This is a genomic window from uncultured Oscillibacter sp. (genome assembly GCF_947654275.1).
In the GTDB taxonomy this organism is placed as follows: domain Bacteria; phylum Bacillota; class Clostridia; order Oscillospirales; family Oscillospiraceae; genus Oscillibacter.
Genome location: NZ_CANTJS010000001.1, coordinates 112,347 through 134,544, shown reverse-complemented (window position 1 = coordinate 134,544; position 22,198 = coordinate 112,347). Strand labels below are relative to the sequence as shown.

Below are 22,198 nucleotides of genomic sequence, written 5' to 3'. Positions count from 1 at the left end.
AGCCCGGGAGGGACCCCGTCAGGGGTCCCTTTCCTGTTTGCCGCCCTTTTCTTCCCGTCTCTTCTTGACATCCGGCGGCGGGCCCCGTACAATAAAAACCAGCAGCCTTCCCATGGCCGCCGGAAAGCCGCCGCGCTTCCGGCGTGCCGCCGGGCGGGCTTACATCCATGGAGGTTGAATGAGTATGAAGCGTTCCGCAGGTATTTTGCTGCCCATTTTTTCCCTGCCCTCGGCCTATGGCATCGGCTCTCTGGGGGCGGAGGCCCGGGCCTTCGCCAACTTTCTGCACGACGCCGGTCAGGCCTGGTGGCAGATTCTCCCCGTGGGCCCCGCCGGGGCCGGGGACTCCCCCTATGCCAGCGAGTCCACGTTTGCCGGAAACCCGTATTTCATTGATTTGGAGCTTCTGGCCAAGGACGGGCTGCTGACGGATGAGGAGCTGGCCTCCGCCCGGGTCCCGGAGGGGGACCGGGTTGACTACGCCGCCATTCACGAGAGCCGGGGCGAGCTGTTGCGGAAGGCCTTTCAGCGGGTCAGCGGCGAGACGGCGGAGGCCGCCCGGGCCTTTACAGAGCGGAATCCCTGGGTCAGGGAATACGCGCTGTATCGGGCTGTGAAGAAGCATTTCAACAATGCCGCCTGGTTTGACTGGCCGGACGCGGCTTTGCGCCGCCACGAGCCCGCCGCCGTGGAGCACTGGCGGGCGGAGTTGGCGGAGGAGGTGGCTTTTCAGACCTGCGTGCAGCACTGGTTTTTCACCCAGTGGGAGGATTTGAAGAGCTATATCAACGGCCTGGGCCTGGGCCTGATTGGCGACCTGCCCATTTACGTCTCTCTGGATTCCGCCGACGTGTGGAGCGAGCGGCGGGAATTCCTGCTGGACGAGGAGGGGCGGCCCTCCAAGGTGGCGGGGGTGCCGCCGGACTATTTCTCTGAGGACGGCCAGCTCTGGGGCAATCCCCTCTATGACTGGGATGCCATGCGCGCCAACGGCTTCGGCTGGTGGATACGCCGGGTGGAGGGCGCCTCCAGACTGTTTGACGCCATCCGCATCGACCATTTCCGGGGACTGGAGAGCTATTGGGCGGTTCCGGCGGAGTCGGACACCGCCAAGGTGGGCGCCTGGGAGAAGGGGCCCGGCATGGATCTGCTAGGCGTCCTGACCGGCTGGTTCCCCCAGGTGACCCTGATTGCCGAGGACCTGGGCATCCTCACCGACGGGGTGCACGCCCTGCGGGAGGCCTCCGGCCTGCCGGGGATGAAGGTGCTGGAGTTCGCTTTCGACCGGCCGGACAACGCCTATCTGCCTCACAATTACGCCTCCCCCCGCTGCGTCTGCTACACGGGCACCCATGACAACGACACCGCCGCCGGGTGGTACAGCCAGGCCGGAGAGCAGGAACGGGCCTTTGCGGCGCAGTATCTGGGCGTGGAGGACCCGGACGCCGGGAAGATGGAAAAGGCCCTGCTACGGGCCGGTCAGGGCAGCGTGGCGGAGCTGTTTGTGGCCCAGATGCAGGATTATCTGGGTCTTGGCAGCGAAGGCCGCCTCAACGTCCCCGGCGTGGGCAGCGGCAATTGGCGCTGGCGGATGAGGTCCGGCCAGGCCCCGGCGGAGCTGGCCCGGGACATCCGGAGCCTCACCGCCCTCTACGGACGCTGCAACCCGGCGGAGGAACCGGGGAAGCCGGAAGAGGATGAGAGAGACCGGGAGGACTGACGGCAGAACCGTCAAAAGAACCAAATAAGGATAAAAAATTTGTGAGATAAGACAAAGATTTACGCAAAATTTGCATTTGGTCATTCCGCCGATTGGACAGGAACCCGCCGGCATATATAATAAACTGGAGCGCGTCCGCCGAAACCCAGGGGGCGGACGAAGGAAAACGCGGGAACCACAAGCGGAAAAACCGGTCCGGGAAGGGCCCTGAAAGGTAAGGAGCGCACCATGGATATTTTTTCCCTGTTCACCCTCTGCGGCGGTCTGGCCTTTTTCCTCTACGGCATGACCACCATGTCCAAGAGTCTGGAGAAGATGGCCGGCGGCCGTCTGGAGCGGCTTTTGAAGCGCATGACCTCCAACCCCATGAAGGGCCTGCTGCTGGGCGCGGGCATCACCATTGCCATTCAGTCCTCCTCGGCGGTGACGGTGATGCTGGTGGGTCTGGTGAACTCCGGCGTCATGGAGCTGGGCCAGACCATCGGCGTGATTATGGGCTCCAACGTGGGCACCACCCTGACGGCCTGGATTCTGTCCCTCACCGGCATCGAGAGCGAGAGCATCCTGCTGAACATGCTGAAGCCGGAGAACTTCTCGCCCCTCTTCGCCCTGGCGGGCATCCTGCTGATTATGGCCTCCAAGCGGCAGAGGCGGCGGGACGTGGGCCGCATCCTCATCGGCTTCGCCATTTTGATGTACGGCATGGAGCTGATGAAGCAGTCCGTCAGCCCTCTGGCGGAGATGCCCGGCTTCGCGGACCTGCTGACGGCCTTCAACAACCCCTTCCTGGGGGTGATTGTGGGCGCGGTGTTCACCGGCGTCATCCAGTCCTCAGCTGCCTCCGTGGGTATTTTGCAGGCTCTGGCCCTCACCGGCTCCATCACATACGGCATGGCCATTCCCATCATCATGGGCCAGAACATCGGCACCTGCGTCACGGCCCTGATTTCCTCCATCGGCGTGTCCAGGGGGGCCAAGCGAGTTTCCGTGATTCATGTGTCCTTCAATGTCATCGGCTCCGCGGTGGGCCTGCTGCTGTTCTGCGGCGGCGACCTGCTGTTCCGTTTCACGTTTATGGACGCCGCCGTAGGGGCCGTGGGCATTGCCCTGTGCCACACGGTTTTCAACGTCTTCACCACCGCACTGCTGCTGCCCTTCTCCCGCCAGCTGGAAAAGCTGGCGCGGAGCGCTGTCAAGGAAGAGGACAAGACCTCTCAGGTGGCCTTCCTGGACCCCCTGCTCATGCGGACGCCCGGCGCGGCGGTCAGCGAGTGCACCGCCATGACCTGCGAGATGGGCGCTCTGGCCTGGGAGAGCCTGCGGGCCTCTCTGAGCCAGCTTTGGGACTACAGCGCGGAGGCGGAGACCTGCATTGTGGAAAACGAAGACAAGCTGGACATCTATGAGGACCGCCTTAGCGGCTATCTGGTCCAGATTTCCCAGCACGGCGTTTCCATGGAGGATATTCATACCGTCTCCCGGCTGCTCCACGCCATCGGGGATTTCGAGCGCATCGGAGACCATGCCCTGAATATCCAGGAGTCCGCCCGTGAGCTGAAGGAGAAGGGCCTGAGCTTCTCCGGGCCTGCCGAAGCGGAGCTGAAGGTTCTGCAAAGCGCCCTGGAGGACATTCTGACCGCTGCCGTCACCTGCTTTGAGGAGGATGACCCCGGCGCGGCCAAGGCGGTGGAGCCCCTGGAGGAGACCATCGACCAGCTCACCGACGAAATCCGGGCCCGGCATATCCGCCGCCTCCAGAGCGGCGAGTGCACCATTCAGCTGGGCTTTGTACTGAATGACCTGCTGACCAATATGGAGCGGGTGTCCGACCACTGCTCCAACATCGCCGTCTGCGTCATTGAGGAGCGGGAGGACCACCTGGAGCGCCATGCCTATCTCCACGATGTGAAGGCCGCCGGGGAGTTCACCGAGAGTCTGGACAGGGACCTGGAGAAGTACCGGCTGCCCTGATTCAATTAGGAGTTAGGAATTAGGAGTTAGGAATTAGGAGTTAGGAATTGGAATGGGGAGATGACTGTGAAAACTGCTGTTGAACGGTATCTGAGGGACCCGGAGGGGGAGGCGGACGGTTTTTGGCAGAACGGCCCCCTGCTTTGGGTGGACTGGAGAGATTACGACGAGTGGATTGTGCAGGGCGTTTGCGAACAGCTGCCTGCCTGCTTCACGTATGAGGTGCGGGACAGCGTTCTGCCCAGGGGACAGGATATCCTGCTGGTCCGGGACGGGACCGCCGCCGCCATTCCTTACGCCCCGGAGCGGATGGACCGGGACACCACGCTGCGGGCGGTGCAGGCCTTCATCGCGCCGGATTACCAGCTCCGCTGCTTCGTCCCCTCCATGGAAAACGATACCCTGGGCTTCTGCCTCCTCCCCGCGGCAGACTGGGGACGGCTGGAAGCGGAATTCGGGGCCCGGGCTGTGGCACAGCAGTTCCGGCCCATCGGGCCCGGCAGCCGCATGTTCGGCGGCTGACGGCTTGAAAGGACCTCGTTCCCGCTGCTGGGGAATTTACCGAGAGCCTGGACAGGGACCTGGAGGAGTACAAGCTGCCCTGAATTCAGACCTGAATGACAGGCGCCCGCAGTGCTTGACAAAAAAACCCAATTCTGTTATAGTATAAGAAGTCGGAAAACGTTGAAATCTGTTTGAACGATGCGGCACGCGGGCTGCTGGCTGAAAGGAGAGGGAACGGATGTTATGGGTTGACGAGGAAACAAAGCTGGGTTTAATCGTTGATGAGATCGTTGGCTTTGAAAATGACCAGTTTACGTATATGAAGACGACGATTGATGATGACCAAACTGTCACCAAGGAATGGATGATTGAAATGCTGGCCGAGAAGCTAAAAGAGGGATATCCATCGGACATGCGCAATAATACCTGGTTTCCCATTCGCTTCGCCACGGAGAGTGGACAGCCTGCCAACATGCGACGCGTGGTGGATATGACGATTGATGGAAACCCCACTCTCTGGATGGGACGGGACGGCCCTTATTTCTACAGTGAGGACGACCGGCGGCGAATCGTGCGAAGATGCGCGGAGGGAATTGCGAAACGGTTGAAAAAGTACGAAAAGAAGCGTAAGATTCAGTTTAAAGTTTTTGATAACGGAGAAGTGGGATTCAGATACGAGTGAGAAGGAGGATGATGTATGCGTCTGATAAAGAAAATTTTGCACTATTTCCGTGTGTGCCGTTTCTGTGGTTACAGCGGGAGCGATTGGCCGGATTCCGGGGAGTGCCCCTCCTGCGGTGAAGTCAACTGAGCATTATTCCGAACCCTGGGTTTGGAAACGATCAAATGCTGCGAAAAAACCGCCTGAACATCCAAGATGTTCAGGCGGTTTTCCTGATATTACAGGGGGCGGTATTACAGGTAATTCAGCGGGTTCCGGGCCACGCCGTTATAGCGGACCTCGAAGTGGCAGTGATTGCCGGTGGAGTTGCCGGTGGAGCCCGCCCGGGCGATCTGCTGGCCCTTGTAGACGTGCTGGCCTACGGAGACCGTCAGACTGCTGTTGTGTCCGTAATAGGTTTCATAGCCGTTGCCGTGGTCAATGCGGACCAGGTATCCGTAGCCGCCCATCCAGCCGGCGTAGGTGACCGTGCCGCCGTCCGCAGCGTAAATGGGCGTTCCGTAGGGGACGGCAATGTCGATGCCCTTGTGGTTGGTGGAGCCGACGCCGCCGGGGGACTTCCGGCCGCCGAAGCGGGAGGTGATGCGTCCGTTGGTGGGCCAGCGGAAGGTACCCGTGGGATACCAGGTGGGCCGCACCTTGGTGCCCCGAAGCTGATGTTCCGTGACGGGCTCCCGGAGGGTGACGGAGGAGAGAACCGTCCGCTCGGTTTCCGTGCCGTTGACATAGGTGACGTTGGCGACTACGTCCGCCGCCCCGTACTGGCCGGGGGAGGTGACCTTGTAGTCATACTGGTAGAGATCGGCGGTGTCGGTGTATTCGATTTCATAGGCCACGTCGTCCACATAGCGCTCCTGCTGGACCACCGTCATGGTCAGGTAGGGCACGGAGGCGGACAGGGTCAGCACCTCGCCAATCTGGAGCTTGTTGATGTCATAGCCGGGGTTCAGGGCCAGAAGCTCCTTGGAGGTCAGGCCGTTCTTCTCCGCAATCTGGGACCAGGTATCTCCCTTGGACACGGTGTAGTTGGTTTCGGCGGTCTTGGTGCTGTAGAGGGTCTCGGCAATATAGCCCAGATTCATCAGGTCCTCGGTGGGCACATATTCCTCCTGCACCTTCACGTCCTCGGCAAAGCTGATGGAGATGGTGCCCTCGTTGGTGGCGGAGAGCTTCATCTGCTCCAGCAGCTGTTCCAGGGCCCCCTGGTAGGGCGTGGCCCCGATGCGCTCACCGTTGACATACAGACAGTAGGCGGCGGTGACCATGCCGATCTCCTGGGACAGGTCCTCCTGATAGACCTCGATATCCACCAGGTCCTGCCGCCGGAGAAGGCCGGAGTCGTACTGAATCAGGGAGTCGTCAATGGTGAAGGTGCGGCCCAGGGTCTGGGCGGTGACCCGCTCCAGGTCCGTCCGGGCTTCCTCGGCCGCCTCCTCGGAGGAAACCGCGGCGATGACCCGCCCGTTATAGGTGACCGTGGTGCCCATGGTATACATGGAGAAGAAGAGGATGACCGCCGCGGCGGCGCAGCCGCCTCCCAGGAACAGAACCGGGTGAATGCCCCTCCGGCCCTCGGCCCTGGCGGAGCGCACGGCGCTCTTCTGGCGGCTCTCCTGGTTTTTCGTCAGAACCCGCTCCTGAATCCGGCTGCCCAGCATGGGGAGCATGGACCAGATGAACAGCAGCAGCTGAATGGAAACCCGCTCGGACTCGGGAAAACGGTGATTCCGTTTCTCCCGGACGATGCGCCGCCACCGGCGGCGGACGTGCCGGGTCTTTTGTGAGATGGCCTGGAGTACGCCTGCCGGACTGTCGGCAGGGGCTTCCTCCCGCCGGGGGCGTCCGCTCTGAGAACGGGGGGACTCCGTCCGGCGGCTTCCGCCCTGAGGGGTTCCGCGCCGGCGTTCCCGCTCCGTCTGTCTGGAGGCCTCAGAGGAGCGCTCCGGGTCCCAGTTCCGAATGGAGGCCGTCCATTCGTCCTCTCTGGGGACCTGCTTCTGCTGCTCCCGCTCTTCCCGAACCGCCGTCCGCTGACGGGCGGAGGAGGCGCGGCGTTCCCGCTGGCGCTCCGTCTGCATGGAGCGCCGGGATGTTGTGGTTCTGGTTGGCTTTCTGGTATCCTGACTCATAGATATCCTTTCATTCGGTCCTGAGCAAAAACCGCACGCTTAGCTCCCGCCATGTCCCCGGGGCCGGCACAGGGGGCCGGGAGGGACATGGGTGATTCCTGTCTCATGATATGCCCTTTGGAGATATGCCTGACGGAGCCGTTTCATCCGGGGCTCCCCGGACAGACATAAGGGACATAAAAAGTTACAATTTGTTACCGGCACTATCATACCGCTTTTTCCCACCCCCGTCAAGCCCTGGAAGGGGCAAAAAACCTCTGTTTTCGCAAATTTTACAAATGCCGCCGCCGGTCCGCCGGGATTTTTAGCCGCCGGTTTGGAAAATTGCCGTCGAAGCCGCAAAATTTTAGGGCAAAAATCCAAATTTTACATTGACCGCAAGGCGCAAACGTGTATAATGAAAGCCAGAGAAACTTCTCTCAAAAGACGCGTTTGGAGGAACTGCACATGTTTGAATTCCTGATTAAGAAGCTGAAGGCCCATCCCAGAAAGATCGTGTTTACCGAGGGCACCGATCCCCGCATTCTGGAGGCCGCCGCCCGCCTGCTCTCCGCCACCTTCCTGATGCCCGTGCTGGTGGGAAACCGGGAGGAAATCCTGTCCGCCGCCGAGGAAATTGGCTTTAACGTCAAGGGCGCGGAGATTCTGGACCCCGAGACCTTTGAGGATATGGACAAGATGGTGGCCGAGATGGTGGCGCTCCGCAAGGGCAAGATGACCGAGGAGCAGTGCCGCACGACCCTGAAGCAGGGCAACTATTTCGGCACCATGCTGGTGAAAATGGGCTATGCCGACGCTCTGCTGGGCGGCGCTACCTACTCCACCGCCGACACCGTCCGGCCTGCTCTCCAGCTCATCAAGACCAAGCCCGGCTGCAAGATTGTGTCCAGCTGCTTCATTCTGGTCCGTCCCTCCGCCACCGGCGACCCCGACGTGTTCGCCATGGCGGACTGCGCCATCAATATCCAGCCCTCCGAAGACGAGCTGGTGGAGATTGCCGTGGAGACCGTCCAGACGGCCCGCACCTTCGGCATCAACCCGGCTGTGGCCTTCCTGAGCTACTCCACCCTGGGCTCCGGCAAGGGCGAGGACGTGGACAAGATGCGCAACGCCTGCGAGAGAGCCAAGCTGGCCCTTCCCGGCGTGGACGTGGACGGCGAGCTCCAGTTCGACGCGGCGGTCTCTCCCCGGGTGGCCCATACCAAGTGTCCCGATTCCAAGGTGGCCGGCCACGCCAACACCTTCATCTTCCCGGATATCAACGCGGGCAACATCGGCTATAAGATCTGCCAGCGCATGGGCGCCTTCGACGCCTACGGCCCCATTCTCCAGGGCCTCAACGCCCCCATCAATGACCTCTCCCGGGGCTGCAACGCCCAGGAGGTCTACTCCATGGCCATCATCACCGCTGGTCTCTGCGCGGACTGAGGGCCGGACAGCTGCAATGACGGAAGAGCCCGGGAATACTCCCGGGTTCTTTTTTCGGGCATTGCCTGAAAGGCTTTGGAGGAAAGGACCATCGGTTTTTTCCCACATGTTCCATCAACAGCATTTTACCGGGGGCAAAATGCTTACAAACGGCTGGCGCTTAAAAAGCGCCAGCCGTTTGTTTACAAAATGTTTATATCCATCCATTGACAATATTTTGAGGCGGTGGTAAACTCGGTTTAGCACTCTGGGAAAAGGAGTGCTAAATTATCTGATGATGAATGGGGCGCGGCTGGTGGAACTGACGGAGCGAAAACGGCAGATACTGAAGGTGGTCATTGAGGACTACATCCGCACCGCTGAGCCGGTGGGCTCCAAGGCCATCGCCGCCGAGATGGGCGGCAGCGTCAGCTCCGCCACCATCCGCAATGAGCTTTCGGATTTGACGGAACAGGGCTATCTGGAGCAGCCCCACACCTCCGCCGGACGGATGCCCTCCCCCAAGGGATACCGGCTGTACGTCAACGAGCTGATGGAGGAGCAGCGGCTTTCCCTGGCGGAGACGGAGCATATCCGCCAGTCCCTCCAGCTGAAAATGGAGGAGCTGGACCGGTTTCTGGGCCAGGCGGGCCGGGCGGTCTCCGCCCTGATGCGTTATCCCGCCTATGTCAGCGCCGCAAGAAAAGGCGGCGTCACCGCCCGCCGCTTTGAGCTGCTGCCGGTGGACGAGAACAGCTGCATCGCAGTGCTGATGACCAGCGACAGCCGGGTGAAGAGCCAGCTGCTGCGGATGCAGCTGAAGGTGCCGCCGGATCAGCTGCCGGGTCTGGTGAGTCTGCTGAACAGCCATTTTACCGGCGTCAGCCTGCAGGAGATGAGTCAGCGCCTGATGTCGGTGTCGGACCAGATCGGCCCCCAGCTGTTTCTGCTGTTGTCCCAGGTGGTGGCCTATGGGGCGGACGTGCTGGAGGAGGCAGGACAGCGGGAAATCTTCACCGCCGGAGCCAGCCGGCTTTTGAAGCTCCCGGAGTTCCGGGACGCCGACAAGGCCCACGAGCTGATGAGCTTCCTGGCCGACAGCAAGGAAAACCTGCCCATGCCGGAGAACCGGCAGATGGAGATTCTCATTGGTCCGGAGAATGTCAGCGACGCCTTGAAAGATGCCAGCGTCGTGGTGGCAAGCTATGATATCGGTGAGAATATGCGGGGCCTCATCGGCGTGGTAGGCCCCACGAGAATGGATTACGCGGCAGTGGCCGCCCGGCTCTCCAGCTTTGCCGAAGGGCTGACGCGGCTGTTTGAAAAAAAGGAATTACTCCCAAAGGAGGAACGGGAATGAGCGAGCAGGAAAAAAACAAGGAGCTGGAGGCGGAGCAGACAGCAGCTCCGCAGGAGCCGGAGGTTTGCCGGGAGGAGGCGGAGCCCGCCCCTGAAAAGAACAAGGCCAAAAAGAAGAAGGAAAAGGGCGTCACCTTTACCCGGGAGCAGGTGGAGCAGATGGAACAGGCCGTGCAGCAGCTGGAGACGGTGAAGGACCAGTTTACACGCCTGGCCGCGGAGTACGACAACTACCGCAAGCGCACAGCCAAGGAAAAGGACTCCCTCTATCAGGACGCCAAAGCGGACACCATCCGGGAGTTCCTGGCGGTTTACGACAACCTGGAGCGGGCCGCCTCCGCCCCCGGCGGCGAGGACGACGCCCATAAAAAGGGTCTGGAGATGATTTTCGCCCAGTACAAGGAGATTCTGAAAAAGCTGGGCGTCACGGAGATTGAGGCCCAGGGCCAGCCCTTTGACCCGGAGCGGCACAACGCCGTCATGCATATTGATGATGAGCAGTTCGGTGAAAACGAGGTGGCCCAGGTTTTCCAGGCGGGCTTTCTGCTGGGGGATAAGGTGATCCGCCACGCCATCGTACAGGTCGCAAACTAAATTGGGAATGAGGAATTAGGAATGAGGAATTATTCAGGGCGATACAATTCCTGATTCCTAACTTCTAATTCCTAATTGACAGAATATCCTGCAAAATCAATCATTATTTATACGAATATAGGAGGCAATCATTATGTCTAAAGTAATCGGTATTGATTTGGGAACCACCAACTCCTGCGTGGCCGTGATGGAAGGCGGCGAGGCAGTGGTCATCGCCAACGCCGAGGGCAACCGTACCACGCCCTCTGTGGTGGCCTTCTCCAAGACCGGCGAGCGGATGGTAGGCCAGGTGGCCAAGCGCCAGGCCATTACCAATCCGGACCGGACCATTTCCTCCATCAAACGGGAAATGGGCTCCGACCACAAAACCGCCATCGACGGCAAAAACTACACCCCCCAGGAGATCAGCGCCATGATTCTCCAGAAGCTCAAGGCGGACGCCGAGAGCTATCTGGGCGGTCCCGTCACCGAGGCGGTCATCACCGTCCCCGCCTACTTCACCGACTCCCAGCGCCAGGCCACGAAGGACGCGGGAAAAATCGCCGGGCTGGACGTGAAGCGCATCGTCAACGAGCCCACCGCCGCGGCTCTGGCCTATGGCGTGGATAAGGAGCAGGCTCAGAAGATCATGGTCTATGACCTGGGCGGCGGCACCTTCGATGTGTCCATTCTGGACATTGACGACGGCTTCATCCAGGTTCTGGCCACCGCCGGCAACAACCGTCTGGGCGGCGACGACTTCGACGAGTGCGTCATGAAATGGTTGGTGGCCGAGTTCAAGCGCACCGACGGCGTGGACCTCTCCGGCGACAAGGTAGCCATGCAGCGGCTGAAGGAGGCCGCCGAAAAGGCCAAGATTGAGCTCTCCGGCGTCACCACCTCCAATATCAACCTGCCCTATATCACCGCGGACGCCAACGGCCCCAAGCACCTGGACATGACCCTCTCCCGGGCCAAGTTCAACGAGCTTACCGCCCATCTGGTGGACGCCACCATGGGTCCCGTGCGCCAGGCCATGAGCGACGCGGGCCTCAAGCCCTCCGATCTCTCCAAGGTTCTGCTGGTGGGCGGCTCCAGCCGCATCCCCGCCGTCCAGGACGCCGTGAAGAGCTTCACCGGCTCCGACCCCTTCAAGGGCATCAACCCCGACGAGTGCGTGGCCATGGGCGCGGCCCTTCAGGCCGGCGTTCTCACCGGCGACGTGAAGGACCTGCTGCTGCTGGACGTGACCCCCCTGTCCCTGGGCATCGAGACCTACGGCGGCGTGTGCACCAAGCTCATTGACCGCAATACCACCATCCCCGTGAAAAAGAGCCAGGTCTTCTCCACCGCCGCCGACAACCAGACCAGCGTGGAGGTCAACGTCCTCCAGGGCGAACGGGAGATGGCAGCCGCCAACAAGTCCCTGGGCCGCTTCCACCTGGACGGCATTGCGCCGGCCCGCCGGGGCGTGCCGCAGATTGAGGTTACCTTCAACATTGACGCCAACGGCATCGTAGAGGTTTCCGCCAAGGACCTGGGCACCGGCCAGGAGCAGCACATTACCATCACCTCCTCCTCCAACATGAGCAAGGAGGACATCGACAGAGCCGTGAAGGAAGCCGAGCAGTATGCCGCCCAGGACAAGAAGCTGAAAGAGGAAGTGGAGACCCGGAACCAGGCGGACCAGATGGTCTATCAGAGTGAGAAGACCCTGGCGGAGATGGGCGACAAGATTCCCGCCGACGACCGGGCCAAGGTTCAGTCCTGCGTAGACAAGCTGAAGGAGACCCTGAAGGGGCAGGATGCCGCCGCCATCAAGGCGGACACCGAGGCCCTTCAGCAGGCGTTCTTCGCTGTCAGCGAAAAGCTCTATCAGCAGGCCAATCCCCAGGGCGCACAGCCCGGCCCCGACGCCGGAGCCGCCCAGCAGGGACAGTATTACGACGCGGACTACAAGGTTGTGGACGACGACGATCAGAACAAATAAGTGAAGAGATACATTCAATGGGACGGGGAACGGAAACATTCCCCGCCCCATTGAATGGCGCTGTGGAATGAATTAGAAATTAGGAATGAGGAATTAGGAATTCTCCCGGGACCGGCAATTCCTAAGTCCTAAGTCCTAATTCCTAACTGTTCAGGAGGCAATATGGCTGATAAACGAGACTATTACGAGGTCCTTGGCCTTTCCAAGGGCGCTTCTGAGGACGAAATTAAAAAGGCCTACCGCAGAAAGGCCAAGGAGACCCACCCGGACCTCCATCCCGGCGACAAGGAGGCGGAGGCCCGGTTCAAGGAGGTCAACGAGGCCTATGAGGTTCTGTCCGACTCGGATAAAAAGGCCCGGTATGACCAGTTCGGCCACGCCGGGGTGGACCCGAGCTTCGGAGGCGGCGGCGGGTTTGACGGCGGCTTTGACTTCGGAGACCTGGGAGATATCTTCGGCAGCTTTTTCGGCGGCGGCTTCGGCGGCGGCCGGCGGAGCAACCCCAACGCCCCCCAGCGGGGGGAGAGCATCCGCATTTCCCTGACCATTGACTTTGAGGAAGCCGCCTTCGGCTGTGAGAAGGCCGTCACCATCGAGCGTTCGGAGGCCTGCCCCACCTGCCAGGGCAGCGGCTGCGCCTCCGGCACCGCGCCGGAGACCTGCTCCAAGTGCCGGGGCACCGGCACGGTTCAGGTGCGCCGGCAGACCCCCATGGGCGTGTTTGCCACCTCCTCCGCCTGCCCCGACTGCGGCGGCAAGGGCCGGATTATCCGCCAGCCCTGCAAGGACTGCCGGGGCTCGGGCTTCGTCCGGAAGCGGAAGACCATCCAGGCCAGCGTGCCTGCGGGCATCGACAACGGCCAGACCATTTCCATCCGGGGTCAGGGCAGCGCCGGCAAAAACGGCGGTCCCGCCGGCGACCTGCTGATTACCATTACCGTCCGGCCCCACGAGCTGTTCCGGCGGGAGGGCACCTCTGTCCTCTGCGAGGCGCCCATCACCTTTGCCCAGGCGGTGCTGGGGGCGGAGCTGGAGATTCCCACCATCGACGGCAAGGTGAAATACGACCTGCCGGAGGGCACTCAGAGCGGCTCCACCTTCCGGCTCAAGGGGAAGGGCATTCCCTCCCTCAATGGCCGGGGCCGGGGAGACCAGTATGTCACCGTCTACATCGAGACGCCCCGGAACCTGAACCACGAGCAGAAGGAGGCCCTGAAAAAGTTCGCTGAAACCATGGGGGACGACAACTATCAGGAACGGAAGGGCTTCTTCGGCAAGAACAAGAAAAAGAGGTGAGGCCCGTGTATCTGGCTGACTGCCATACCCATTCCCGCATCTCTCCCGACGCCTCTGTGTCCATGACGGACATGGCGGAGGCCGCCCTGGCGGCGGGACTCCGGGAAATCTGCTTTACCGACCATGTGGAGCCTGTGGCCTGGAATGGCCGGGACCCCATTCTCAGCTATGACTGGGACGCCCTGTTCCGGGAGTATCAGGCGGCCCGGGCCGCCCTGGGGGACCGCATCCGGGTCCGGCTAGGCATTGAGCTGGGTGAGGCCTGCCTGGACCTGTCCCGGACGGAGGCACTTCTGTCGGAGGCCCCGGAGCTGGATTTCATCATCGGGTCCACGCACATCCTGTCTCCGGCCTTTCAGATGATCGACCTCTATTTCTTTCATCCGAAGGATGAGGCGGAGGCCCACCGGGGCATCCGGGACTATCTGGAGCTGGTCCGGCGGAACGCGGAGTGGGGCGGCTTCGACGTGCTGGGACACCTGACCCTGCCGCTGCGCTATCTCAACGAGAATCAGGGCTTTCACATGAGCTTTGACGGCTATGAGGCGGAGATCGGAGAGATTTTCCGCATCCTCATCCAAAACGGCTGCGGCATTGAGGTGAACACCAACCGGGGCAACACCCCCCTGCCCGACGGCAAGTGGCTGCGGATGTACCGGGAATTGGGCGGCGAAATCGTCACACTGGGCAGCGACGCCCACACGACGGAGTTCGTGGGCTGCGCCATTCGGGAGCGGCAGGAGCTGCTGCGCCAGTGCGGTTTCCGGCGCTTCTGCACCTTTGAGAAGCGGATGCCGGTGTGGCATGAGCTCTGAGCCGGGCCCCCCGGAGCGCCTCCCTTGCCGGCCCTCCCGGGGAAATGGCCTGGTCAGGGGACCAGGCCCCACATGGTGTTCTGCCGGTATAATCAGCACAGTTGAAAATCGGCAGATACCGATCTTCAAGCAGCAACAGAGCCGCTGACGGGTAAAACTGGCTATAAAATACGCAGATGGGCGCTCCCCGCTGAGGGTTCATATTGATTTTTTTCTTCGTCTGGAGTACAATAGAGGCGGAAAGCCGGAGAGAAAGAAAGCCCCGCGGGTTTTGGACGCGGGCCCTCCGGCATGTCGGGGGTGTCGGGCGGCCTGACATAAAACATATCAAATCTGAGAAGACTGGGAGGAAATCCACCATGAAAATTGCGTTAGGCTGCGACCACGGCGGCTATGCCCTGAAACAGCACGTCATTCAGGTTCTGGAGCGTCTGGGCCATACCTATGAGGACTTTGGCTGCTTCTCTACGGAGAGCTGCGACTATCCCGATTTCGGCGCTGCCGCCGCCCGGGCCGTGGCGGAGGGCAGCTGTGAGAGGGGCATCGTCATCTGCACCACCGGCATCGGCATCTCCATCGCGGCCAACAAGGTCAGGGGCGTCCGCTGCGCCCACTGCGCCGACTGCCTTCAGGCGGAGATGACCCGCCGGCACAACGACGCCAACATGATGGCCATTGGCGCGGGCTTCACCGGGCCCAACATGGCGGAGCGGATGGTGGAGGTTTTCCTCTCCACCGAGTTTGAGGGCGGACGCCACGCCCGGCGGGTGGATAAGATGATGGCCCTGGAGGGCTGAACCCGGAGAGGCGCGGTTTTATAGAAAAGAGGTGCGGAGATGGCGGGAGCCAAAGGCTACAGCAGCTACCGGGGCCGGGAGCCCAAGCTGAAAATCATTCTGGCGGTATTTCTGGTTCTGGTGATTCTGGCTGCCGCCGCCGTAATCTATATTCAGCAGAACCTTGTCTATGGCGACGACGGCCGCTACCGGCTGGACCTGCCCTGGCAGGAGGACATCGCCGCCCCGGACGCCGGCACGCCGCCGGAGGAGCCGCCGCAGGTGGAGCTGGTGATTCAGGAGCCGGAGGCTCCGCCCTCCTCTCTGACGCTGTCCCTCTCCGCGGCGCCGCTGACCATGGAGCTCTGGGAGGCGGCACAGGGACAGGCCTGCGACGCCGTCTGTGTGACGCTGAAGGATACCGCCGGGAGCCTGTACTTTGACGCGGCGCACGGGGTTTCCGGCGGGGTGCGGACCCAGGCGGACACCGCCGCCGCTCTGGCCGCCCTCACCGGACGGGAGGACGTGGCCGCTGTAGCCCGGTTCTCCTGCCTCCACGACCCCCGGACGGCCAATTCCAACGTTCGGAACCTGGCCCTGCGGAATACCGGCGGCTATATCTTCTACGACGGGAACAACAGCCAGTGGCTGGACCCCACCAAGCCCGCCGCCCGGGAGTATCTCTGCGGCCTGGTGGGCGAAATCGCGGCGCTGGGCTTTGACGAGATTCTGTTGACGGACCTGAGCTATCCCACAGAGGGGAAGATCAACAAGATTGACTACAACGGAGACGGCCCCCTGGAGGACAATCTCAGGCTGCTGCTGACAGAGCTCAAGGCGGCTCTGGAGCCTTATGAGGGCGTGACCCTCTCCCTGGAGCTGCCGGAGACCGTCATCACCGCGGGCTATGACCCGGTTTCCGGCCAGAAGCTGGCGGACCTGGCCCCGCTGGTGGACCGCGTTTATGCCGTGACAGAGCCGGACCGGGCGGAGGTCCTGGCTGAAGCCGTGAAGACCGCCGGCGAGGATACCCTGTTTGTGCCGGAGCTGGCGGCGGACGACCCGGATTTGAAGGGTCCGCGGCTTGTGCTGCCCGCCCCGCCGGAGGCCTGAGTGCCAATCAGACAAAACCGTGAGGACGAAGGAAACGTCCTCACGGTTTTTTGTTTTTTTGACTTACGCCTCTGTCCAGAAGCGCCGGAGGTCCCCCAGGGACCGCCGTCCGGCAAAATAGCCCTCCTGCCACAGCGCGCGGAGAATGTCCAGGTTTTTCTCCGTACGGGAACAGCCCAGGGTGTCCTCCGGGGCGATGACCAGGACTTTGCCCTCCCGTTCCAGGGCGAACAGCTCTTCCCGGCAGGCGTTGTACCGCTCCGACCGGCCCCGAAGCGTGTCCATAAAGGCGGGGTATTTCCGGAAGGCCCGGCCCAGGGCCCGGAGGGAGCCGTCTCCCCGTTTGTGATAGTCCCGTTCCCGGGTCAGCACCACCGCCACCCGGTCGCAGCCCGCCTCAAAGGCCCGTTTCCAGGGGATGGCGTCGGCGCAGCCGCCGTCCAGATAGGGCTGGCCGTCCACCCGGATGATGGGGAACATCAGGGGGATGGCGCAGGTGGCCTCCAGCAGCAGGTTGGGGGAGTCCCGCCGGGGAACCGGCAGGTATTCCGCACGGCCGGTGTTCAGGTTGGTCACCACCGCCTCCACGGTGCCGGGATAGGCCTCGAAGGTGTCATAGTCAAAGGGAATGAGCTCGTTGGGAATGGTCTCATAGGCGAATTTCAGCCCGAAATAGCTGCGGTTTTTGGGATTTGCCAGGTTCCGCCAGCCCATGTAGCGGCGGTCCCCGGCGTAGTGAGTAATCAGCTGGAGATTCCGCCGGCTCTGCCGGGACAGATAGCTGACGCCATAGGCAATGCCGGCGGAGACGCCTACGGTGTAATCCGGCAGGGGCAGGCCGCCGTCCAAAAAGGCGTCGCACACCCCGGCGGAAAAGATGGTCCGCAGGGCTCCGCCCTCCAACACCAATCCGGTTTTCATAAAAAGGTCACCTCATTTTTTTGCTGTTTGCTTTTCTCACAGTTCGGAACAGGGACGGTTCAGCACGGCGGCCCGGCCGTCCCGTCTTTCAGACCCCGGTATTTCCGGGGGACAGGCCGCCGAAGGCGGCGGCTCCTGCCTGCGTACCGGTTACGCCCGGAAGAACCGCTTCCGCAGGCGGAGCCGCCACAGCTCTCGCCGTAGGCAATGCCGGCGGAGACGCCTACGGTGTAATCCGGCAGGGGCAGGCCGCCGTCCAAAAAGGCGTCGCACACCCCGGCGGAAAAGATGGTCCGCAGGGCTCCGCCCTCCAATACCAATCCGGTTTTCATAGAAAGGTCACCTCATTTTTTTGCTGTTTACTATTTTGCAATGGAGGCTCCGGTATTTCCGGGGAGATGGGCCGCCCAAGCGGCCCCGCAAAGAGTTCCCCGATGGAGCACGTTCCGCCGCGGCGGTCACGCCTGGAAGAACCGCTTCCGCAGACGGAGACGCCACAGCCGTTCCATCCGCTCAAGCACCCGGTCCGTCAGCAGGAATACCAGACTGCCCAGGACCAGCAGCAGGGCGGTCCACAGAGGCCCGCCGGACTCCGCCGGAAGGCCCAGCAGCCGCCAGACCAGACCGTAGAGCAGGAGCATGGCGGTATTGCAGACGGCCAGCCGGACCGCCAGCCGGAGAAGCTGGGAGGGCAGGGCGGCAATCCTGGGCCGGAGCATGGGATACCAGCCGAAGAACAGGTACACCAGGGCCGCTTCCAGATTTACCGCCAGAGGCAGGGCCAGAAGGGCCGCGGCGGCGTAGGCGGTGGCGGCGGTCCGGGTCCCGTATTCCAGCCGCACCGGCAGCAGCACCACCATGGCCAGAATGGGGGAGCAGAGAACGGCGGAGGGGGTGGACAGAATCAGCAGAACCGCAGCCAGACTGACCAGCACGCCGCAAAAGGCCATCCGGCGGCTCTGGGTCCTCATTCGATCTCCTTATAGCAGAGCTTGTAATAGCTCCACTGCCGCCATTTTTGAAGCAGCTCTGTCTGCGTCTCGTTCAGCGCTCCGGCGTCACTGCCGTCAGGGAGGAGGCAGGCCGTTTTCTGCACCACCGGCAGTTCCCGGCGGAGCTGGTTGAGAAAGGCGAACCAGGCCGTTTCCTCGCCCCGGCCCGTCAGCTCCAGCACCAGGGCCCCCAGGAAGCTGGCGGAGAGTGTCCCGTTCTCCGGCAGGTCCAGTCTCCGGACGGTCCGGGCCCAGTCCAGGGCCTCCGCCGCCGCGTCGTTGGCCCAGATGACATAGGGGGTTTCGTAGGAGGACAGGGACATCTCGCCCCCCTCCTCCGCCGGGCCCACGTCCAGTCCCAGCTCCCGGTAGGCCAGCTGGCGGTCCCCCAGATAGGGCAGGTGGTCTCCGAAGAAAACCAGCACCACCGGTTCCTCCTGCGCCTCAAAATAGCTCCGGAGGCGGCCTAGCATGGCGTCGGCGTCCCGGGCCCCCTCCACATAGACCCGCAGAAGGGTTTCCGCCTCCTCGGACAGCTCCGCCGCAGTCTCCAGAGGCGGAAAAACGTAGTCCGGACCGTATTTGTCGGCGGTGTAGGACATGTGGTTTTGAATGGTGGTGGTGAAATGGAAGAGGGGCGTCCCCTCCGCCAACTGGAAGTCCTCTTCAATCAGGTCCGCCAGATAGCTGTCGGTGACCCAGCGGCCCTTGTACTCCAGGTTCTCCATTTGATTGGCAAACAGGGTTTCCTCCGCCCCCAGCCAGCGGTAGACATTTTCCCGGTTGTAAAACCAGTTGTCGCCGGGGTGAAAGAAGGACGTCTCATACCCCTCTCCGGCAAACACCCGGAAAAGACTGTCCAAATCCCGGTTTACCACCCGGAAGGCGGAGGTGGCGGAGGCGGACAGGGCGTTGGTCTGCATACCCGTCAGCACGTCGAACTCCGTGTTGGCGGTGCCCCCGGCGAAGCCGGGCACCACAATATGGCCGCTGATGGCGTGGGGGTCCCGCCGCAGGGCGTGAAGATTGGGCAGGGGGTCGTCCTCCGGACCGTAGGTGAACACCGGCTGATCGGTGATGTCGGAGAAGGCCTCGTTCATGACCATCACCACGCTGACCGGCGCACCCTGGCCGGGCTGAGCGGCGGCGGCGTCCCAGCGGGCGGCCTCCGTCTTGCTGAACCCGGCGGGCCGGTCGATGGGATAGGTGGTGAACTGATGGCAGAAGCTGTAGGGAAACCCCAGCTCGTTGAACACCGAGGGAATATAGTAGGGATTGGACACCTGAAAGGAATTATACAGGCCGTCGGACGCGTAAACGGTCAGAATCAGTCCCGCCAGCACCGCCAGGCTGGCGGCGGCCCCCAGCAGCCGCCCCGTGCGTTCCCGCAGGTGGGGGATAGGACGGCAGCCAATCAGACGGCCCAGCAGAAGCAGAATCAGGGTGGCCAGAAGAAGGGCGGTGATCTGTACCATGGGATAGGAGATGTCATAAGTTCCCAGGGCGCTGCCCACCTCCTTCAGCAGGGCGAAGTCCCGGGGGAACACCGGTTCGTCCCGGACCTCGATTTTGACCCGGTTGGCGATGGACAGGGTCCCCGCCAGCAGGTTTACCAGGGCGGCGCTGTAAAATACGTTTCGGAACAGGCAGGTCCCCGCCAGAATCAGCAGTCCAATGGGCAGGGCGTTGAGGACAATCAGCAGGGGCTGGCGGAGCAGGCCGGAGAGCATTCCCCGGAAGGCGTTGGGCTGGCACCAGAGCACCAGCAGCGTGACGGCTCCCGCCAGCAGCACTGCCGCCAGAAACGTCTGGCGCAGAGTGAGCTTCTTAAGCTTGACATAGCGTTCTTTCAAATCGGCAGATCCTTTCATAGGCGATATCCTCTATTATAGGACGTTTCTCTGAAAAATCAAGAAAAACCGGCGGCTCTATGATTCATAGGGTGACATTTCCCCGGTTTTGTGGGATACTGATGCCACCGGAAAACAAACGGCTCCCTCTGCGGCGGGGTTTCCTTCCCGGGGAGCGGAACAGGAGGTGGTCTCTATGGACGCAAAAGCAACCGGCGAGCTGATCGCCGCCCGGCGGCGGGACCTGGCCCTCAGTCAGGCGGAGCTGGCGGAGCGGCTCCATGTGACGGACAAGGCGGTGAGCCGCTGGGAGACCGGGCGGGGCATGCCGGGGCTGGACAGCCTGGAGCCCCTTGCCGAAGCTCTTGGCCTGTCGGTCAGCGAGCTGCTGAGCGGGAAGGAACTAACGCGGGAGGAATTGCCGAAAGCGGCGGGAGGACAGATTATGGAGAGCATGAAGCGGGAGCACACTTGGAAGCGGCTGGCTTGGCTGGCCATGGCGGCAGTGACGGCTCTGGCCGTCTGGGGCGCCGGCGTGTCCCTCCGGACCCAGCGGGAGCAGGCGGAGCGGGACGCCCACTATGCCTCCTCGGCTCACTTCGAGGACGAGGAGGCCCTGGCCCGGATGTCGGCGGAGTATTTTGAGGACCGAAGCCCCAGATTTGACGCTGAGACTCTGACGGTGCGGGAGCGGACAGAGCTGGGGGACTGTCTGGCACTCCTCTGTGCCGACAGAAGAGGAGAATGGTGCATGACCGTCTGGCGGCGGGACGCGCTCTTTCCGGACCGCTACCGTCCCATAGGGGGCCGGGTCCGGGTGGAGCCGGGGATAGACGGTCTGATGGTCTGGAATTTTGGAGACGCGGAAAACGCCGTGGTGGCGGCTTCCGGCGTGGAGCTGCCGGAAGAGGCGTGGCAGTACGAGTGGCTTAACGGCGGCACCATCTACACCGGGATTGTGTCACCCGCCTGCCAGGAGACGCCCAGTTATGTGCTGGACCTCTATCTGATGACCCTTGAGGACAGCGGAAATCCCATATCGCCCCGTCCCAGCCTTTACGATGATTACGGAAACTATATCTACAGAGATTGACCCAGTCGGACAAAACGCCCCTCCGTCTTACAACGAAGGGGCGTTTTTTCTGGTTTTAGTACAAAGCGTATTAGAAATTGACAACCTCCTGGGCGGGCTTCCCGCAGGGACCAATGCTCATGACGTGCATCACCGGGCCCTTGCCCTGATAGGCGTCGTGGTTCTCCACCGCCATGCGGACAGTGACCTCGATCCAGTCCCGGTTGCTGTAGTCCTTCAGGCCGATGCCCTTGGCGATCAGGCCCAGGAACTGGATGTCGTTCTCGCAGCAGACCATGGCGAAGCGGCCGGGGCAGTGGATGCCGGGGTACTTTTTTGAGTGGCACATGATGAGCTTCATGTGAACCAGCTTCCCCGCCCAGCGCTCCGGGTGGTCCATAACGTCCACGTACCACACGCCGAAATCCTCGTCGGGGATGTCCACAACGTCCTGAGTCAGGTCGAAGGGGCACTCGTCCCCGGTGAGATAGTCCTCGCTGCTGCCGTCTACATTTTCAAAATAGATGTCCGCCCGGCGGTTCACCATCCGCAGATTCCGCTTCCGCAGAGATTCCCGGAGCTCCGGCGTGGCCCGGTTGAACACCAGCAGGTCCGCGTTGGTGATTTTCTCCATCATCAGCTGGCCCATGTTCTTCACATACAGCTCAAAGGTCCCGGCCTCCACAAAGGTCATAATCTGGTAGAGCACCCAGTTGGCAGGCAGGACCTCCCGGTAGAGCCGTTCCATCTGCCACATGCCGTTGTACTCAATCAGCACCTGCCTGGGGCGGTATTTCTTTTCCAGCTCCTTCATCCGGGAACAGGTCAGGTCCGCCTCGTCCTCAATGTCCACCACAGTGACATTGTCCAGCGCCCTGGGGTTATATTCCTCCTCGCCCTCCTCGCAGCGGAGAAGCAGCGTTTTGTCCTCCCGGGCAAAACCGTCCTCCAGGACGCCGTTGATAAAATTGGTCTTGCCGGAATCCAGAAATCCGGCAACCAGATAAACAGGAATATCCATTATAAAG

The 22,198-nt window shown here is 61.9% G+C and carries 19 protein-coding genes; 13 read left to right on the top strand and 6 right to left on the bottom strand.

The genetic code is table 11. The features are described from left to right. Positions 1 to 184 precede the first annotated feature (184 nt). The 4 genes from malQ to Q0063_RS00525 all read left to right on the top strand — a co-directional run bounded on the left by malQ (position 185) and on the right by Q0063_RS00525 (position 4,877). The gene (gene malQ, locus Q0063_RS00540) at positions 185 to 1,720 is read left to right on the top strand and encodes a 4-alpha-glucanotransferase (protein WP_297870008.1); all 1,536 of its coding nucleotides are present in this window, start codon (positions 185 to 187) and stop codon (positions 1,718 to 1,720) included. Positions 1,721 to 1,948: 228 nt separating this feature from the next. After that, the gene (locus Q0063_RS00535) at positions 1,949 to 3,691 is read left to right on the top strand and encodes a Na/Pi cotransporter family protein (RefSeq protein WP_297870007.1); all 1,743 of its coding nucleotides are present in this window, start codon (positions 1,949 to 1,951) and stop codon (positions 3,689 to 3,691) included. 66 nt (positions 3,692 to 3,757) lie between these two features. Continuing rightward, complete coding sequence (locus Q0063_RS00530) at positions 3,758 to 4,213, top strand: glutathione reductase (RefSeq protein ID WP_297870006.1); 456 nt, start codon at positions 3,758 to 3,760, stop codon at positions 4,211 to 4,213. Between the two features lie 220 nt (positions 4,214 to 4,433). Then, complete coding sequence (locus Q0063_RS00525) at positions 4,434 to 4,877, top strand: hypothetical protein (protein WP_297870005.1); 444 nt, start codon at positions 4,434 to 4,436, stop codon at positions 4,875 to 4,877. Between the two features lie 233 nt (positions 4,878 to 5,110). On the opposite strand, the gene Q0063_RS00520 is transcribed toward Q0063_RS00525, so the two are convergent. Beyond that, positions 5,111 to 7,006 carry a peptidoglycan DD-metalloendopeptidase family protein gene (locus Q0063_RS00520; RefSeq protein WP_297870004.1) on the bottom strand — a complete coding sequence of 632 codons (1,896 nt, stop codon included), beginning with the start codon at positions 7,004 to 7,006 and terminating at the stop codon, positions 5,111 to 5,113. Between the two features lie 447 nt (positions 7,007 to 7,453). On the opposite strand from Q0063_RS00520, the gene pta reads away from it, so the two are divergent. From pta to Q0063_RS00480, 8 genes are all read left to right on the top strand, one after another. Next, a complete protein-coding gene (pta, locus tag Q0063_RS00515) occupies positions 7,454 to 8,434 on the top strand; it encodes a phosphate acetyltransferase (protein ID WP_297870003.1) in 981 nt (326 codons plus the stop codon). 274 nt (positions 8,435 to 8,708) lie between these two features. Further along, a complete protein-coding gene (gene hrcA / locus Q0063_RS00510) occupies positions 8,709 to 9,773 on the top strand; it encodes a heat-inducible transcriptional repressor HrcA (protein ID WP_297870002.1) in 1,065 nt (354 codons plus the stop codon). Next, on the top strand, positions 9,770 to 10,366 hold the full coding sequence (grpE, locus tag Q0063_RS00505) for a nucleotide exchange factor GrpE (protein WP_297870001.1): 597 nt from the start codon (positions 9,770 to 9,772) through the stop codon (positions 10,364 to 10,366). The genes hrcA and grpE overlap by 4 nt, the downstream gene beginning before the upstream one ends. Before the next feature lie 133 nt (positions 10,367 to 10,499). Continuing rightward, positions 10,500 to 12,335, top strand: coding sequence for a molecular chaperone DnaK (dnaK, locus tag Q0063_RS00500; RefSeq protein ID WP_297870000.1), 1,836 nt, complete (start codon positions 10,500 to 10,502; stop codon positions 12,333 to 12,335). 162 nt (positions 12,336 to 12,497) lie between these two features. Then, positions 12,498 to 13,631 carry a molecular chaperone DnaJ gene (gene dnaJ / locus Q0063_RS00495; protein ID WP_297869999.1) on the top strand — a complete coding sequence of 378 codons (1,134 nt, stop codon included), beginning with the start codon at positions 12,498 to 12,500 and terminating at the stop codon, positions 13,629 to 13,631. A 5-nt stretch (positions 13,632 to 13,636) separates the two neighbouring features. Next, positions 13,637 to 14,446: a histidinol-phosphatase HisJ family protein gene (locus tag Q0063_RS00490; RefSeq protein WP_297869998.1), complete on the top strand. Its 810-nt coding sequence runs from the start codon at positions 13,637 to 13,639 to the stop codon at positions 14,444 to 14,446. A 359-nt stretch (positions 14,447 to 14,805) separates the two neighbouring features. Next, positions 14,806 to 15,243 carry a ribose 5-phosphate isomerase B gene (rpiB, locus tag Q0063_RS00485; RefSeq protein WP_297869997.1) on the top strand — a complete coding sequence of 146 codons (438 nt, stop codon included), beginning with the start codon at positions 14,806 to 14,808 and terminating at the stop codon, positions 15,241 to 15,243. 39 nt (positions 15,244 to 15,282) lie between these two features. After that, the gene (locus Q0063_RS00480; protein WP_297869996.1) at positions 15,283 to 16,335 is read left to right on the top strand and encodes a putative glycoside hydrolase; all 1,053 of its coding nucleotides are present in this window, start codon (positions 15,283 to 15,285) and stop codon (positions 16,333 to 16,335) included. A gap of 63 nt (positions 16,336 to 16,398) precedes the next feature. Here the strand turns inward: Q0063_RS00480 and Q0063_RS00475 are convergent, their stop codons facing one another. The 4 genes from Q0063_RS00475 to Q0063_RS00460 all read right to left on the bottom strand — a co-directional run bounded on the left by Q0063_RS00475 (position 16,399) and on the right by Q0063_RS00460 (position 20,101). Further along, positions 16,399 to 17,256 carry a patatin family protein gene (locus Q0063_RS00475; RefSeq protein WP_297869995.1) on the bottom strand — a complete coding sequence of 286 codons (858 nt, stop codon included), beginning with the start codon at positions 17,254 to 17,256 and terminating at the stop codon, positions 16,399 to 16,401. A gap of 59 nt (positions 17,257 to 17,315) precedes the next feature. Continuing rightward, positions 17,316 to 17,588: a patatin-like phospholipase family protein gene (locus Q0063_RS14650; protein WP_367180302.1), complete on the bottom strand. Its 273-nt coding sequence runs from the start codon at positions 17,586 to 17,588 to the stop codon at positions 17,316 to 17,318. Positions 17,589 to 17,714: 126 nt separating this feature from the next. Next, positions 17,715 to 18,227: a hypothetical protein gene (locus Q0063_RS00465; RefSeq protein WP_297869994.1), complete on the bottom strand. Its 513-nt coding sequence runs from the start codon at positions 18,225 to 18,227 to the stop codon at positions 17,715 to 17,717. Beyond that, positions 18,224 to 20,101, bottom strand: a complete 1,878-nt coding sequence (locus Q0063_RS00460) for an LTA synthase family protein (protein WP_297869993.1) — start codon at positions 20,099 to 20,101, stop codon at positions 18,224 to 18,226. The genes Q0063_RS00465 and Q0063_RS00460 overlap by 4 nt, the downstream gene beginning before the upstream one ends. 193 nt (positions 20,102 to 20,294) lie before the next feature. Between Q0063_RS00460 and Q0063_RS00455 the strand changes: the two genes are divergently transcribed. After that, positions 20,295 to 21,191: a helix-turn-helix domain-containing protein gene (locus Q0063_RS00455; protein WP_297869992.1), complete on the top strand. Its 897-nt coding sequence runs from the start codon at positions 20,295 to 20,297 to the stop codon at positions 21,189 to 21,191. A gap of 70 nt (positions 21,192 to 21,261) precedes the next feature. Here the strand turns inward: Q0063_RS00455 and Q0063_RS00450 are convergent, their stop codons facing one another. Beyond that, on the bottom strand, positions 21,262 to 22,191 hold the full coding sequence (locus Q0063_RS00450; RefSeq protein ID WP_297869991.1) for a GTP-binding protein: 930 nt from the start codon (positions 22,189 to 22,191) through the stop codon (positions 21,262 to 21,264). Positions 22,192 to 22,198 lie beyond the last annotated feature (7 nt).